The following is a 17,128-nucleotide window of genomic DNA, read 5'->3' on the forward strand; positions in this document are numbered from 1 at the left end:
GGGCGCTCACCCGCGCTGCACCGCCGGCACGCTGTCGTCCGTACCCTCGGAGCCGTCGTCGAAGACCGCGACGCCCTCGTCCTCACCCGGCTCCTGCGCGTCGAGCTTCTCCTGCTCGCGCCGCGCCCGCCGCTCTGCGCGCTTGGCCATGCGGCGCTCACGCGAGCGTTCGAGCAACAGGTACAGGATCGGCACGAGCACCAGCGTGAGAAGGGTCGAGCTGATGAGGCCGCCGATCACGACGATCGCGAGCGGACGGGAGATGAACACCCCGCCTCCCGTGATCCCGAACGCCATCGGGAGCAGCGCGAAGATCGTCGCCGTCGCCGTCATCAGGATCGGGCGCAGACGCAGTCGCGTTCCGTGGTAGACCGCCTCAGCGAGATCGGCCCCGCCCTCCCGCAGCTTGTTGACCAGGTCGAGCAGCACGATCGCGTTGGTGACCACGATGCCGATGAGCATCAGGAGTCCGATCAGCGCCGGGAGGCCGAGCGGCGTGCCGGTGAGCAGCAGCCCGACGATCGCTCCGGTGGCGGCGAACGGCACCGCGATGAGCAGGATCGTCGGCTGACGCAGATTGCGGAACGTCATGACCATCACCAGCAGGACCAGGGCGATCGCGGCGAGCATGGCGAGGCCGAGCTGCCCGAAGGCGTCATCCTGATCGGCAGCGACACCGGCGACCTCGAATCGGGTGCCCGCAGGCAGATCGAACTTCGCGGTCGCCGCGTCCAGCGCCTGCGTCGCCGCATCGAGCTGCCCGCTCTTCGGCGTGACCGTGATCGTCACGACGCGTTCGCCGCCGATCCGCGAGATCGACGGTGCCGTCATCTCCTCGGTCACGGTCGCGACATCGGCGACGCGCACGGCCGTGCCGCGCACCTCCGCCGCGGCCTTCTGCTCGGCCTCGAGCCGGGTCGCCTCCTCCTGCTGCGCGGCGGCCTCCGTCTGACTCTCCCGGAGCTGCGTCAGCTGCGCGTCGGCGGCCTCGACGCCGGCCTGTGCCTGTCCGATCGCGGAGAGCATCGCGGCGATCTGCTCCTGACGCTCGCGCTCGGCGTCGATCGCCGCCTGTGTCTCGGGCGTGACCGGATCCGGCACGACGGGCGCTGATGCCTCCAACTGGGCCAACTGGCCTCGGAGGGTGCTGATCTGATCGCGGAGCTCGGAGCGCTGGTCGGTCGTGTCCGCGATCTGCTTGTCCATCTCGCGCTCGGCCTTCGCCTTCTGCTCCTCGGCCTTCTGCTTCTGCTGCGCCTCGAGCGCGTCGAGTGCTGCCTTCTGCGCCGCCGCGGTCTGCTTGGACGTGACCGGGAGCGCCATCGCGGCGACCGCGTCGACACCTCCGCTGACCGCGGCGGTGCGGATGACGATGTCACGCTCTCGACCGTCGAGCATCACGCTGCCGGCAGGCGTGCCGTTCAGCGCAGCGGTGATCGCCGACGCGATCTGCTGCTGATCGAAACCGAGCGCCGCCGCCTTGAGAGGATCGACCGTCACCTGCACGAGCGGCTGCTCGCCGCTGATGTCGCTGGAGGCGTTCTGGATGCTCCCCTCCTTCTCGAGAGCCTTGATCAGGGACTCGCTCGCCGCCGCGAGCGCCTTCGGATCGTCCCCGATCACGCGCAGATCGATTCCCGATCCCGCGCCGCTGGAGTCGGCCGTCTGCACCTCGAACTGCTCGGGATCTCCGAGCTCCTCGAGCTTGCGGTCGATGCCGTCCTGCACATCCGCGACCTTCGCGCCCTTGTCGAGCGTGACGTCGAAGGTGTTGACGTTCTCCTCGCCGGCGCCGGTGGATGCCCCGGGGATCGTGGAGCGGACGCTCTCGACGCCCGTGACCTTCTGCAGTGCGCGCTCGACGGGCTCAGCCGCCGCCACACGGTCCTCGACCGTTCCCGCCTCCTCCGGCGTCTGCGTCACCGTGATGCTCTGCTGGCTGGACTCCCCGAGGAAGTCCGTGGGGATCTGCGTCGCGAGGACGAACGTCGCCAGCAGCACCGCGGTCGAGGCGGCGAGCGTGATGACCGGCCTCCGATGGGTCGCACCGAGGAACGACATGAACCCCCGCTGCAGCCTGTCCTCCGGTGCGCTCATCTCGGCGCGGGCGAACGCACCTGCATCCTCGACGGGCGCCTCCGCCTCCGCCGCGGCGATCGCGCCGCCTGCCGTCGCCGCTGCGGCACGTCGCGCGCCGCGTGACCGCAGGAAGACGTACGCCAGGACCGGGACGATCGTCAACGCGACGACGAGGGACGCGGCCAGCGCGATCGTCACCGTGATCGAGAACGGACGGAACAGCTGTCCGGTGACGCCCGACACGAACGCGATCGGCAGGAAGACCGCGATCGTCGTGGCCGTCGAGGCGATGATCGCTCCCGACACCTGCTTGACCGAGGCGACGATGTCCGCCGCCGTCGGCACCTTCCTCTCCGCATGTCTGTTGATGTTCTCGATGACGACGATCGAGTCGTCCACGACGCGTCCGATCGCGATCGTGAGGGCGGCGAGCGTGAAGATGTTGAGGGTGTTGTCGGTCCAGAGCAGCGCGATCATCGTGATCAGCAGCGAGAGCGGGATCGACACGGCCGCGATGATCGTCGAGCGCCAGGACCGCAGGAACGCGAAGATGATGACGACCGCGAACAGCAGCCCGAGTCCGCCCTCGGTCGAGAGGTCTTCGATCGACTGCTCGATGTAGGGAGCCTGATCGAAGATCGGGAGGAACTCGGCCTTCAGCGAGTCGCTGTACCGATCGAGGATCGCGGTGACACCGTGCGAGATCTCGACGGCGTTCGAACCGATGGCCGGCATCACCTGGATCGTGAGAGCCGCCTTGCCGTTCACGCGCGACAGCGAACCGGTCGGCTCTGGCTGCAGCGTGACGTCCGCGACATCCTGGATCTGGACCGCGCCCTCGGCGACCTGCACGGGAAGCGCCGCGATCGTCTCGATGCTGTCGACGCCAGGACCGACGTTGACCGCCACCTGGCCCTCGTCGGTGCCGACCTGACCGGCGGACAGCACGGCGCTGTTGCTCTGCAGCGCCGCCAGCACCATGGCCGGGTCGACCTTCAGACGGTCGACGTCGGCCGGACGCAGCGAGACCTCGATCCGCTGCGACTCGCGGCCCTCCAGCGTGGCCGCGCGCACCCCGGCCACAGCGCGGATCTCGGGCAGGACGCTCTGCTCGAGGGCCTCCGCGAAGGTGTCGGCATCCGATGTCGAGCCCGCGCTCAGCACCATGGCCGGGATGTCTGCGGCGGAACCCGACTGCACGATGACGGTCGAGTCCTTCGGCAGCGCGGTCTTGGCCCCGTCAACGGCCGCCTTGATCGCGCGGAGCGTCTCCTCGGCGTCGAGCTCGAACGGCCAGTTGACCATCACCTGCGCACTGCCGCTCTGAGTGGTGGAGCTGACCGAGGTCAGCCCGCTCATGCCTCCCAGCGCCTCTTCGACCGGCTCTGTGGCGAGCTGGACCATCTGGTCGGGCGCGAGCCCGCTGGAGCTCACCGAGATGTACGCTCCCGGTTGCGTCATCGACGGCGTCAGCTCCTGACGGAGCGAGGACATCGCGATGATGCCGAACACGGCGACGGCGATCGTGATCAGGCCGACGATGGCACGGTTGGCGAGGCTGGCGCGCGTGAGGAATGTCATGTGTGGCGAGGAGTTTCGTTCGGTGCGACAGGGCAGAGGCGCGGCCCTGTCGCGGCTCCCGGCCGCGGTCGTGCGCGATTCCTGGCCGCCGTCGAGCAGCGATGAGTCCAGCCAATCGTCTCCGGTCCACCCCGGCATCCGCCGGTGGTACCGACCGGGTCCGCCTACGGGACGATTTCTCCTCCCCCGTGCGAGGGAGGAGGCGCGTGAACGCACGAAGAAGGCCCCGGGGCGAACCCCGGGGCCTTCTTCACTTCGTCACACCTCAGTTATAGGTACCGGGCGTGATGTCGTCCGTCGAGAACGCGTCGAAGTCGACGTAGCCGAAGTCGCCGTCGGCGTACGCCCCGTCGGATGCGAAGATCCGGTTCGGGTAGCGCTCGCTCTTGGCTTCCTCGGTCGCCTCGACCGTGACGTCACGGTACTTCGAGAGTCCCGTTCCGGCGGGGATGAGCTTACCGATGATGACGTTCTCCTTGAGACCGACCAGCGGGTCGCGCTTGCCCTGCATCGCAGCCTCGGTGAGCACGCGGGTCGTCTCCTGGAACGACGCAGCCGACAGCCACGACTCGGTCGCGAGCGACGCCTTCGTGATACCCATCAGCTCCGAACGACCGGAAGCCGGACGCTTGCCCTCGGCCACAGCCTCGCGGTTGATCGCCTGGTAGCGCTTGAGGTCGACCATCTCACCCGGGAGCAGGGTCGTGTCGGCGTGATCGACGACGGTGACCTTGCGGAGCATCTGACGGACGATGACCTCGATGTGCTTGTCGTGGATCGGCACACCCTGCGAGCGGTACACGCCCTGGACGCCGCCGACGAGGTAACGCTGCACCTCGCGAGCACCCATGACGCGCATGATCTCCTTGGGGTCGAGCGTTCCGACCAGGATCGGCTGACCGACCGTGACGTGCTGGCCGTCTTCCACGAGCAGCGTCGCACGACGCAGCACCGGGTAGATGACCGGCTCGTCGCCGCTGTCGGGCGTCAGGATGACCTTCTTGCCCTTGTCGGTCTCGTCGATCGTGATGCGACCGTCGGCCTCGGCGATCGGGGACGCACCCTTGGGGGTACGAGCCTCGAACAGTTCCTGCACACGGGGAAGACCCTGCGTGATGTCGTCTGCCGACGCGGAACCACCGGTGTGGAACGTACGCATCGTCAGCTGGGTACCGGGCTCACCGATCGACTGGGCCGCGATGATGCCGACGGCCTCACCGATGTCGACCGTCTTGCCGGTGGCCAGCGAACGGCCGTAGCACTGCGCGCAGACACCGACGGCGGAGTCGCAGGTCAGGACCGAGCGGACCTTGATGGTCTCGACACCCAGACCGACCAGCTTGTCGATCAGGACATCGCCCACGTCGTCGCCGGCCGAGGCGAGGACCTCGCCCGAGTCGCTGACGACATCCGAGGCCAGGGTACGGGCGAACACCGAGTTCTCGACGTTCGCATCGCGGACCAGCTCACCCTGCGAGTTCGGAGCGGCGATCGGGAGCTCGAGGCCCTTCGACGTGCCGCAGTCCTCTTCGCGGATGATGACGTCCTGCGAGACGTCCACCAGACGACGGGTCAGGTAACCCGAGTCGGCGGTACGCAGAGCGGTGTCGGCCAGACCCTTACGGGTACCGTGCGTCGCGATGAAGTACTCCGCCACCGACAGACCCTCGCGGTACGAGGAGATGATCGGACGCGGGATGATCTCACCCTTGGGGTTGTTCACCAGACCACGCATACCGGCGATGTTCCGGATCTGCAGCCAGTTACCACGGGCGCCGGAGGACACCATGCGGTTGATGGTGTTGTCCTCAGGGAAGTGCGCCTTCATCGCGGCCTGCACCTCGTCGGTCGCCTCGGTCCAGATCTTGATGAGCTCCTGACGACGCTCGGCGTCGGTCGTGAGGCCCTTCTCGTACTGGGACTGGACCTTCGCGGCCTGCTTCTCGTAGCCCGCGACGATCTCCGCCTTGTTCGGCGGGGTGAGGATGTCGCTCAGGGCGACGGTCACACCGGAGCGCGTGGCCCAGTAGAAGCCGGCGTCCTTGATGCGGTCCAGCGATGCGGCGGTCTCGACCTTGGGGTACTCCTCGGCCAGCTTGTTGACGATCTGCGACAGCTTGTTCTTGTCAGCCTGCTCGCGGACGAAGGGGTAGCCCTTCGGGAGCGTGTCGTTGAAGATCGCCTGACCCAGCGAGGCGTCGACGAGACCGTGACGCTCGTAGCCCTCGGGCGCGTCGCCCTCGAGGAACGTCAGACCCGGGATGCGGATGCGGACCTTGGCCTGCAGGTCGAGGCTGCCCTCGTCCTTCGCCAGGATCGCCTCTCCCACCGAACCGAACGCACGGCCCTCGCCGGCTGCGCCCTCCCTGACCGTGGTCAGGTGGTGCAGACCGATGATCATGTCCTGCGAAGGCAGGGTGACCGGACGGCCGTCGGACGGCTTCAGGATGTTGTTCGACGCGAGCATCAGCACGCGGGCCTCGGCCTGAGCCTCGACCGACAGCGGCAGGTGCACGGCCATCTGGTCACCGTCGAAGTCGGCGTTGAACGCCGCGCAGACGAGCGGGTGGAGCTGGATGGCCTTGCCCTCGACGAGCTGCGGCTCGAACGCCTGGATGCCGAGACGGTGCAGGGTGGGTGCACGGTTCAGCAGCACCGGACGCTCGCGGATGATCTCCTCGAGCACGTCCCAGACCTCGGGACGGGTGCGCTCGACGGCACGCTTGGCCGCCTTGATGTTCTGCGAGTGACCGAGGTCGATCAGGCGCTTGATCACGAACGGCTTGAAGAGCTCCAGAGCCATCTGCTTGGGCAGACCGCACTGGTGCAGCTTCAGCTGCGGTCCGACGATGATCACCGAACGACCCGAGTAGTCGACGCGCTTTCCGAGCAGGTTCTGACGGAAGCGACCCTGCTTGCCCTTGAGCATGTCGCTGAGCGACTTCAGGGCGCGGTTGCCGGTACCGGTGACGGGACGACCACGGCGACCGTTGTCGAACAGGGCGTCGACGGCCTCCTGCAGCATCCGCTTCTCGTTGTTGACGATGATCTCGGGAGCACCGAGGTCGATCAGACGACGAAGACGGTTGTTGCGGTTGATCACACGACGGTAGAGGTCGTTGAGGTCGGAGGTCGCGAAGCGGCCACCGTCGAGCTGCACCATCGGGCGCAGCTCCGGCGGGATCACCGGGACGACATCCAGGACCATGGCGGCCGGGCTCATGCCGGTCTCCAGGAACGAGTTGACGACCTTCAGACGCTTGATCGCGCGGATCTTGCGCTGACCCTTGCCCTCGGAGATCTGCAGGTGCAGGTTCTCCGCCTCGGCAGCGAGGTCGAACGCCGCGAGGCGACGCTGGATCGACTCGGCGCCCATGTAGGCCTCGAAGTACTGACCGAAGCGGTCCTGCAGCTCGTGGAAGACGTCGTCCTCGGGACGGAGTGCGCCGACCTCGAGCGTGCGGAAGTCCTCCCACACGCGCTCCAGCTTGAGGATCGCCTCGTCGGCGCCCTTGCGGATGAGGGACATCTCCTTCTCGGCGGCGTCCTTCACCTTCTTCTTGGCGTCGGCCTTCGCACCCTCGGCCTCGAGAGCAGCGAGCTCCTCCTCGAGACGAGCGAGGCGCTCGGCGATCTTGGCGTCACGACGGTCGCCGAGCGTCTTCAGCTCGAGACGGATGTTGTTCTCCTGCGTGCCCAGGTCGCGGTGACGAGCATCCTCGTCGACCGAGATGACCATGTAGGCGGCGAAGTAGATGACCTTCTCGAGGTCCTTCGGCGCCATGTCGAGCAGGTAGCCGAGACGCGAGGGGACACCCTTGAAGTACCAGATGTGGGTGACGGGAGCGGCGAGCTCGATGTGACCCATGCGCTCACGACGGACGGAGCTCTTGGTGACCTCCACGCCGCAGCGCTCGCAGACGATTCCCTTGAAGCGGACGCGCTTGTACTTTCCGCAGGCGCACTCCCAGTCGCGGGACGGGCCGAAGATCTGCTCTCCGAAGAGACCGTCCTTCTCCGGCTTCAGGGTGCGGTAGTTGATGGTTTCGGGCTTCTTGACCTCGCCGTAGGACCACGCGCGGATGTGGTCTGCGGTCGCCAGGCCGATGCGAAGCTCATCGAAGGTTGTGGACTCGAGCACTAGTTCTCCTGTGTCGGAAATTCTTTTTGAGAAGTCTGGCGCCGGCAAGCTCAGTCACCCGGGTGGGCTCCTGAGCTTGCCTGCGGATTAGATCTCGTCGATCGAGGCGGCCTCGAAGCGGCTGGAGATGTTGATCCCGAGCTCCTCCGCTGCGCGGAAGGCCTCGTCGTCGGTGTCGCGGAGGTTGACCAGCGTGCCGTCGGCCGAGAGGACCTCGACGTTCAGGCAGAGCGACTGCATCTCCTTCATGAGCACCTTGAACGACTCGGGGATGCCCGGCTCCTGGATGTTCTCGCCCTTGACGATCGCCTCGTACACCTTGACGCGGCCGAGGATGTCGTCGGACTTGATCGTGAGGAGCTCCTGGAGCGCGTATGCGGCGCCGTAGGCCTCGAGGGCCCACACCTCCATCTCACCGAAGCGCTGTCCACCGAACTGCGCCTTACCACCGAGCGGCTGCTGGGTGATCATCGAGTACGGACCCGTGGAACGTGCGTGGATCTTGTCGTCGACCAGGTGGTGCAGCTTCAGGATGTACATGTAGCCCACCGAGATCGGAGCCGGGAACGGCTCACCCGAGCGGCCGTCAAACAGCTGCGTCTTGCCGGTGGAGTCGATCAGGCGGACACCGTCGCGCGTCGGGAGCGTCGCGTCGAGGAGACCGGCGATCTCCTCCTCGCTCGCACCGTCGAACACCGGGGTCGCGACCTTCGTGCCGGGGGCGGCCTCGAACGCGTCCTTCGGGAGCCGTGCGGCCCACTCCGGAGTGCCCTCGACCTTCCAGCCCTGGTTGGCGATCCACCCGAGGTGGGTCTCCAGGACCTGGCCGAAGTTCATTCGACCCGGGATGCCGAGCGGGTTCAGCACGATGTCGACCGGGGTGCCGTCCGAAAGGAACGGCATGTCCTCGATCGGGAGGATCTTCGCGATGACACCCTTGTTGCCGTGACGGCCGGCGAGCTTGTCGCCCTCGGTGATCTTGCGCTTCTGGGCGATGTAGACCACGACGCGGCGGTTCACGCCGGAGCCGAGCTCGTCGTCGCCGTCCTCGGCGTTGAACTCCTTGACGGCGATGATCGTGCCCTGCTCGCCGTGGGGCACCTTCAGGGAGGTGTCGCGGACCTCGCGGCTCTTCTCGTTGAAGATCGCGCGGAGCAGGCGCTCCTCGGCCGACAGCTCGGTCTCGCCCTTCGGCGTGACCTTGCCGACGAGGATGTCGCCGGGGCGGACCTCGGCGCCGATGCGGATGATGCCGCGCTCGTCGAGGTCCTTCAGCAGCTCAGGGCTGACGTTGGGGAGGTCACGGGTGATCTCCTCCTTGCCGAGCTTCGTGTCGCGGGCGTCGACCTCGTACTCCTCGATGTGGATCGAGGAGAGGGTGTCGTCCTTCACGAGGTCCTGGCTGAGGATGATCGCGTCCTCGAAGTTGTAGCCCTCCCACGTCATGAAGGCGACGAGGAGGTTCTTCCCGAGGGCCAGCTCGCCGTTCTCGGTCGCGGGGCCATCGGCGATGACCTCTCCGACCTCGACGCGCTCGCCGGCGGAGACGACGACCTTCTGGTTGTACGACGTGCCCTGGTTGGAGCGGTCGAACTTGCGCAGGTGGTACTCCTGCGTGCCGCCCTCGTCGAGCATGACGACGACGCGGTCCGCGGAGACCTCGGAGACGACACCGGCCTTGTCGGCGGTGAGCACGTCACCGGCGTCGATGGCCGTGTAGCCCTCCATACCGGTTCCGACGAGCGGCGAGTCGCTGCGGAGCAGCGGCACAGCCTGACGCTGCATGTTGGCACCCATGAGGGCGCGCTGTGCGTCGTCGTGCTCGAGGAACGGCACGAGCGAGGTCGCGACCGACACCATCTGGCGCGGGGAGACGTCGATGTAGCCGATCTCCTCGGGCAGGAACAGGTCGACCTCGCCGCTGCCGCCCTTGGGGCGGGCCAGGACGTGGCTCTCGCGGAAGCGACCCTTGGCATCGAGCGGGGCGTTGGCCTGCGCGATGTTGAAGTCGACCTCTTCGGAAGCCGTCAGGTAGTCGATGTGCTCGGTGACGACGCCACCCTCGACCTTGCGGTACGGGGTCTCGATGAAGCCGAACGAGTTGATTCGCGCGAAGGTCGCGAGCGCACCGATCAGACCGATGTTCGGGCCTTCCGGCGTCTCGATCGGGCACATGCGGCCGTAGTGCGACGGGTGGACGTCACGCACCTCGACACCGGCGCGGTCACGGCTCAGACCACCGGGGCCGAGCGCGGAGAGACGACGCTTGTTGGTCAGACCCGCGAGCGGGTTGTTCTGATCCATGAACTGCGACAGCTGCGACGTTCCGAAGAACTCCTTGATCGCGGCGACGACGGGGCGCACGTTGATCAGGGTCTGCGGCGTGATCGCCTCGATGTCCTGCGTGGTCATGCGCTCGCGGACGACGCGCTCCATGCGGGACAGACCGGTGCGGACCTGGTTCTGGATCAGCTCGCCGACCGCGCGGATGCGACGGTTGCCGAAGTTGTCGATGTCGTCGGTCGCGAGACGGATCTCGGCCTTCTTGCCACCGCGGATGCCCGTGAAGGTCTCCTCGGTACCGGCGTGCAGACGCACGAGGTACTTGATCGTGGCCACGATGTCCTCGACGGTCAGGACCGAGGAGTTCAGCGGCTGGTCGAGACCGAGCTTGTGGTTGATCTTGTAACGACCGACCTTCGCCAGGTCGTAGCGCTTCGGGTTGAAGTAGAAGTTGTCCAGCAGCGCGCGGGCGGCCTCGGCGGCGACCTGCTCGCCCGGACGGAGCTTGCGGTAGATGTCGCGGAGCGCATCTTCCTTGGTGACGATCGTGTCCTTCGCGAGCGTCTCCTCGATCGAGGTGTAGCCGGCGAACTCCGCGAGGATCTCCTCGCTCGTCATGCCGAGCGCCTTGAGGAAGACGGTGACCGACTGCTTGCGCTTGCGGTCGACGCGCACGCCGACCTGGTCGCGCTTGTCGATCTCGAACTCGAGCCATGCGCCACGGCTCGGGATGACGCGCGCCGACACGATGTCCTTGTCGGACGTCTTGTCGGGGGTCTTGTCGAAGTAGACACCCGGCGAGCGCACGAGCTGCGAGACGACGACGCGCTCGGAGCCGTTGATGATGAACGTGCCCTTGTCGGTCTGGAGCGGGAAGTCGCCCATGAAGACCGTCTGGGTCTTGATCTCACCGGTGAGGTGGTTCATGAACTCGGCCTCGACGTACAGCGGAGCGGCGTAGGTCTTGCCACGCTCCTTGCACTCGTCGATCGAGTACTTCTCCGGCTCGAGGTACGGGTTCGTGAACGACAGCTGCATCGTCTCGCCGAGGTCCTCGATGGGAGAGATCTCCTCGAAGATCTCGCCCAGACCCGAGTTCTCGTTGACGTCGGTGCGGCCGGCCTTCTTGGCCTCGGCCACGCGCGCCTTCCAGGCGTCGTTGCCGACGAGCCAGCCGAAGGACTCGGTCTGCAGAGCCAGAAGGTCAGGGACCGTCAGGGTGTCGGAGATCTTGGCGAACGAAAGACGGGATGCTCCGCGTCCGTTCTTGGTGGTGGTGGATGTGGATGCGTTGCGAGCAGCAGCCAAGGGAATAACCTCCGTGAGCCCCGCAGGGCTTCTCGATTCCTTTGTCGTCAGGTGGAGTGTGCGCTCAAAGACTCAACGAATGCCGACCACCATATGAGGGCAGGGAGAAGCGAGCGCAACTACCAACTATACGTGTGATTCTGCGACATGGCAAGCTCAGTCCTTGACCAATCTCGGAAGCTGCGGTAAAAGCATCCGAGATCGGCCGGTCAGGACGCGATGTTCAGCTCGTTGCCGGGGATCGAGGCCAGCAGCTTGCGCGTGTACGGGTCGCGCGGGTTCGTGAAGATCTCCTCCGAGGAGGCCGCCTCCACGAGCTTGCCGTCCTTCATCACACACACGTAGTCGCTGATCAGTCGCACCACCGCGAGGTCGTGCGAGATGAACAGGTAGCTCAGGCCGTACTCCCGCTGCAGCTCGCCGAGCAGCTTCAGGATCTGGTCCTGCACGAGCACGTCCAGCGCGGAGACCGGCTCGTCGCACACGATCAGATCCGGCGAGAGCGCGAGCGCCCGCGCGATCGCGACCCGCTGTCGCTGCCCGCCGGAGAGCTCCGACGGGTAGCGGCGCAGCATCGACTGCGGCAGGGCCACATCGTCGAGGAGCTGTCGCACGCGCTTGCGCCGGTCGGCACCGCTCCCCCTCTTGTAGAAGTCCAGCGGCTCGGCGATCAGTCGCTCGATCGTGAACATCGGGTTCAGGCTCGAGTACGGATCCTGGAAGATCGGCTGCACCTGCTGGCGGAAGTTCTTCGTCTCCGCCCGGCTCAGCGACGAGATGTCCTTGCCCTCGTAGCGGATCAGCCCGCTCGTGGGCTCGATCACCTTCAGCAGCATCCGCGCGGTCGTCGTCTTGCCCGAACCGGACTCCCCCACGATCGCGACCGTCTCGCCGCGCGGGATCGCGAGCGATACGTCGTCGACGGCCACGAAGTCCTCGCCGCGACCCCTCACCGGGTAGACCTTGGTGAGGTTCTCGATCTCGACGATGTTGTCCTTCGGCTTCGCCGCCTCGGCTTCGTCCGCAGCCTCCGTCCGCTCCTCGACGTGGAACGCCTCCGGCCGCAGGCGCGCGGCCGCGACCGACGGCGCCGCCGCCACGAGGGACTGGGTGTACGGATGCTGCGGAGCCTCGAGGATCTGCCGCGCAGGGCCCTGCTCCACGACCTTGCCGCGGTGCATCACGACGACCCGCTCGGCGCGCTCGGCGGCGAGACCCAGGTCGTGCGTGATGAGCAGGACCGCCGTTCCGAGCTCTCGCGTCATCGCGCCGATCTGGTCGAGGATCGTGTGCTGCACGGTGACGTCGAGCGCGCTGGTGGGCTCGTCCGCGATCAGCAGACGCGGCTTGCACGCCAGGCCGATCGCGATGAGCGCTCGCTGGCGCATGCCGCCGGAGAACTCGTGCGGATACTGCTTCGCACGACGCTCCGGGTCGGGCAGCCCCGCGGCGGTGAGCGCCTCGACGACCTTCCCCTGCACGTTCTGCCGGTTGGCGAGACCGTGGGCGAGCAGCGTCTCCGCCACCTGCGTCCCGATCTTCGCGACCGGGTTCAGGTTCGACATCGGATCCTGCGGCACGAGACCGATGTCACGACCGCGGATCATCCGCAGCTCGTTCTCCGGCGCGTGCGCGATCTCCCTGCCGTCGAGACGGATGCTGCCCGAGGCGACCTTCCCGCCGCCGGCCAGCAGTCCGATGATGGCCATCGCGGTCGTGGACTTGCCCGAGCCGGACTCCCCCACGATCGCCACGGTCTCGCCGGCGGCGATCTCGAGATCCACTCCCTCGACGGCGTGCACGACGCCGTCCATCGTGGCGAAGTCCACGGCGAGGCCCTGGACCGACAGCAGCGGTGCGGTCGACATCTGATTCTCCTTCGCGGCGTTCATCGCGCCCTCGTCCGGGGATCCATCGCCTCGCGCAGCGCCTCACCCAGCAGGGTGAAGCCGAGCGCGGTGACCGCGATGCAGATACCGGGCAGGAACGCCAGCCATGGTGCGATCGCGAGCTCCGCCTGCGCGTAGGTGAGCATGCGGCCCCACTCCGCCGTCTCGGGGCGACCGCCGCCGAGACCGAGGAACGACAGCGCGGCCGCGTCGATGACGGCGGTGGCCAGCGTCAGCGTGCCCTGCACGATGACCGGGCCGATGGCGTTCGGCAGCACGTGCGACATGGTGATCTGTCCGCGGCCGAGTCCCAGCGTCTGCGCGGACAGCACGTAGTCGCTCGACCGCTGCTGCAGCATCGAGGCGCGCAGCAGGCGCGCGAAGATCGGCACCTGGGACGCTCCGATGGCGATCATCACCGCGAACGGCGTCTGACCGAGGATGGCCGCGATCGACACGGCCAGCAGCAGGTTCGGCACCGACAGGATGATGTCGACGACGCGCATGATGACGGTGTCGACCCATCCCCCGAACGTGCCGGCGAGCAGGCCGAGAACCATGCCGCCCACCAGGCCGAGGGCCGTGGAGATCACGCCGACCAGAAGCGATGCCTGCGCTCCCCAGATGAGCTTCGAGAGCACATCACCGCCGAAGCGGTCGAGACCGAGCGGGAACTCCGGCAGCTCACCGGGACCGGGGATGTGCGTCGGGGTGATGAACTTCGCACCGGGCAGCGCCGTCTCCGGATAGGGAGCGAGCAGGGGTGCGAGTGCCGAGACGAGCAGGAAGGCGAGCACGATGGCCGCGCCGATCCACGCCGTCGGGTTGCGGCGGAGTCGGCGGAAGACGTCGCGCCAGAACCCTCCGGATCCGTCCTTGAGACCGGCCTGGGCGATCGCGACGGTGTCGATGACGCCGCCGCTCTCCGCCGACGGTCCCTGTGCGGGTGGGAGTGCGACGCTCATGATGCGGCCTCCGTGCGGACGATGGTGAGGGACATCACTGCACTCTCACTCTCGGATCGATGAAGCTGTAGGAGACATCCACCGCCAGGTTGATCAGCGCGTACGCGATCGCGATGAAGATGATGAATCCCTGGAGCACGGGGAAGTCCCGCGTGAAGATCGCTCTCGCGAGGAACGAGCCGATCCCGGGGAAGGCGAACACGGTCTCGGTGAGCACCGCGCCCGAGATGAGCAGACCGGTCTGGAGGCCGATCGTGGTGATCACCGGGAGCATCGCGTTGCGCAGGATGAAGCGGCTGCGCAGCGTCGACGACCCCACGCCCTTCGCCCGACCGGTGCGCACGTAGTCCGCGTTCTGCACCTCCAGGACGCTGGCCCTGGTGATGCGGACGATGATGGCGAGCGGGATCGTGCCGAGAGCGAGCGCCGGCAGGATGAGATGCAGGATCGCATCCCAGGACGCGTCGAACTCGCCGGTGATGAGGCCGTCCCACACGTAGAAGCCCGTGGGATGGGTGGCGTCTATTCGCGGATCCTGCCTGCCGTCGGACGGCAGCCAGCCCAGCTGCACCGCGAAGACGTACTTCAGGATGAAGGCCAGGAAGAACACCGGGATGGTGATGCCGACGAGGCTCAGCACGACGGACGCGTGGTCCGTGAGCTTCCCGTGACGGCGCGCGGCCCAGTAGCCGAGCGGGATGCCGACGCCGACGGCGAAGATGAGCGCCATGACGCTCAGCTCGAGCGTCGCAGGGAAGCGGCGGAAGAACTCCTCCACCACGGGACGGTTGGTCTGGATCGACGTGCCGAAGTCTCCCTGGAGGAGGCGTCCGATCCAGATGAAGTACTGCTCGAGCAGCGGCCTGTCGAAGCCGTAGAGCTCGTTGACTCTGGCGATGGCGTCGGGAGTCGCCTTCTCACCGAGAAGAGCGACGGCGGGGCCGCCGGGGAGGGCCCTGACCCAGGCGAACAGCAGGATGCTGAGCCCGAACAGGGTGGGGATGAGGAACAGCAGTCGCCTGCCGATGGTGCGCAGCAAAGAGATCTCCGATGATCGGAAGGTACGCCGTGTTCCGGTTCTCGCGATGCGCGAGAACCGGAACACGGCTCCTCAGATGGTCAGACCTACTTGGTGAGGACGATGTCGGTGAAGACCTCGTCGTTCACGGGGCTGGCCGGGTAGCTCTTCACGCGCGGGTCGAACGCCAGGGTCGGCGCCGGGTGCGCGAGCGGGACACCGGGGATGAACTGCGCGACATCCTCGTTGATCTGCTCGTAGAGCGGGGTCTGCTCGTCGAGGCTGGAGACACCGCGTGCCTCGGCCAGCTTCTGGAACAGCTCCGGGTTGTTGAAGCCCCACTCGGAGCTCTCCTGACCGAAGAAGACGCCGACGAAGTTGTCGGTGTCGTTGTAGTCACCGGTCCAGCCGAGCAGGTGGATGCCGTGGTCCGGCGTTCCGGTGGTGCGGTCGAGGTACTCGACCCACTCCTCCGAGACCGGGGTGGTCTCGACGCCGACCTCGGCGAGCTGCGAGGACAGCACGGTGAAGATCTGCTCGGGGTCCGGCATGTAGGGGCGCGACACGTTGACCGGGTAGTTGAAGTCCAGCTTCAGCGGGTTGGCCTCGGTGTAGCCCGCCTCGGCGAGAAGCGACTTGGCCTTCTCCGGGTCGAACTCGTAGGTCGTGACGTCGGGGTTGTAGCCGTTGACGACCTCGGGAACGAACTCGATCGCCTTCTTGGTGCCCTCGGGGAGGACCTGGCTGATCAGCGCATCCTTGTCGATCGCGTACGACAGCGCCTCACGGACCTTGGGGTCCTGGAGCGCCGGCACGGCCTGGTTGAACGCCAGGTACAGGATCGTGAACGGCGGGCGCGACACCATGGTGAAGCCGTCGTCCTCGAGTGCCTTGGTGTCGGCGGGGCCGACGAGGTCGTAGCCGTCGATCGAACCGGACTCCAGCGCCTGGCGGCGGGCGGTCGGGTCGTCGATGGTGCGGAAGATGATCTCGTCGACCTGTCCGGCGTCGCCCCAGTAGTCGCCATAGGCCTTCAGGGTGACCTGCTCACCCGGCGCCCACTCGTCGAACTGGTAGGGGCCGGTGCCGACCGGGTGCCCCATGGCGTACTCGGAGAGCTGCGGGGCCTCGGCCGAGCCGCCGACCTCGTCTGCACCGAACTCGGCGAGCGCCGACGGGCTCTGCATGCCGAACGACGGCAGCGACAGCGAGGCGACGAAGCCGGCGAACGGCTTGTTCAGCTCGATCGTGACCTTGCCCTCGCCGTCCGGGGTGCAGGACTTGTAGACCGCTTCCTCGGGGTTGGACGAATAGCCCTTGAAGAGCTTGTTGTAGTAGTACCCGAACGCCTCGGACGCGGCCAGACCGGTCCAGTTGTACCAGCGGTCGAAGTTGAAGCACACGGCCTCGGCGTTGAACGGCGTGCCGTCGTGGAAGGTCACGCCCTCCTTGAGGGTGAAGGTGTGGGACATGCCGTCCTCGGACGACTCCCACGACTCGGCGAGGAGCGGTGCGGGGTCTGCGGTGCCGGGCTCCGTGCCCACGAGGCCCTCGAAGATCTGGCGGGAGACGCGGAAGGTCTCACCGTCCTGAGCGAACGCGGGGTCGAGGCTGGCCGGATCGGACGATGCCGCGAAGACGAAGGTGCCGTCGACATCTCCGGATCCTTCTCCACCGTCGTCTCCCCGCTCGCTGGCGACGCATCCCGCCAGGACGAGAGCGGCGAGCGCTGCTCCGGTGACGGCGATGAGACCTCGCCGACGTGTGACTGTGTGGTGCATTCTGTGACCTTCCCTGTAGGGCGCTTCTGCACGTTCCGGGGCCTCTTCGCCCCGGACACGGTGATTCCTCGACGCTACCCAGT

7 protein-coding genes are annotated in these 17,128 nt (G+C 67.0%); all 7 read right to left on the minus strand.

Going from position 1 to position 17,128, the window contains the following annotated elements; all coding sequences use genetic code 11:
* Window positions 1-6: 6 nt before the first annotated feature.
* A complete protein-coding gene (locus MRBLWH11_RS20215; protein WP_341946221.1) occupies window positions 7-3,660 on the minus strand; it encodes an efflux RND transporter permease subunit in 3,654 nt (1,217 codons plus the stop codon).
* A 265-nt stretch (window positions 3,661-3,925) separates the two neighbouring features.
* Window positions 3,926-7,801, minus strand: coding sequence for a DNA-directed RNA polymerase subunit beta' (rpoC, locus tag MRBLWH11_RS20220; protein ID WP_341946222.1), 3,876 nt, complete (start codon window positions 7,799-7,801; stop codon window positions 3,926-3,928).
* Window positions 7,802-7,888: 87 nt separating this feature from the next.
* Window positions 7,889-11,392: a DNA-directed RNA polymerase subunit beta gene (locus tag MRBLWH11_RS20225; RefSeq protein WP_116634487.1), complete on the minus strand. Its 3,504-nt coding sequence runs from the start codon at window positions 11,390-11,392 to the stop codon at window positions 7,889-7,891.
* A 209-nt stretch (window positions 11,393-11,601) separates the two neighbouring features.
* Window positions 11,602-13,260, minus strand: a complete 1,659-nt coding sequence (locus MRBLWH11_RS20230; protein ID WP_341946223.1) for an ABC transporter ATP-binding protein — start codon at window positions 13,258-13,260, stop codon at window positions 11,602-11,604.
* A 20-nt stretch (window positions 13,261-13,280) separates the two neighbouring features.
* Window positions 13,281-14,246 carry an ABC transporter permease gene (locus MRBLWH11_RS20235; protein WP_116634486.1) on the minus strand — a complete coding sequence of 322 codons (966 nt, stop codon included), beginning with the start codon at window positions 14,244-14,246 and terminating at the stop codon, window positions 13,281-13,283.
* A 34-nt stretch (window positions 14,247-14,280) separates the two neighbouring features.
* The gene (locus tag MRBLWH11_RS20240) at window positions 14,281-15,285 is read right to left on the minus strand and encodes an ABC transporter permease (protein ID WP_116634769.1); all 1,005 of its coding nucleotides are present in this window, start codon (window positions 15,283-15,285) and stop codon (window positions 14,281-14,283) included.
* Between the two features lie 86 nt (window positions 15,286-15,371).
* Window positions 15,372-17,045 (minus strand): ABC transporter substrate-binding protein, encoded by a 1,674-nt coding sequence (locus MRBLWH11_RS20245; protein WP_341946224.1) that lies wholly within the window; start codon window positions 17,043-17,045, stop codon window positions 15,372-15,374.
* Window positions 17,046-17,128: the final 83 nt, after the last annotated feature.

The sequence above is a fragment of the Microbacterium sp. LWH11-1.2 genome, assembly GCF_038397745.1.
Taxonomy (GTDB): Bacteria; Actinomycetota; Actinomycetes; order Actinomycetales; family Microbacteriaceae; genus Microbacterium.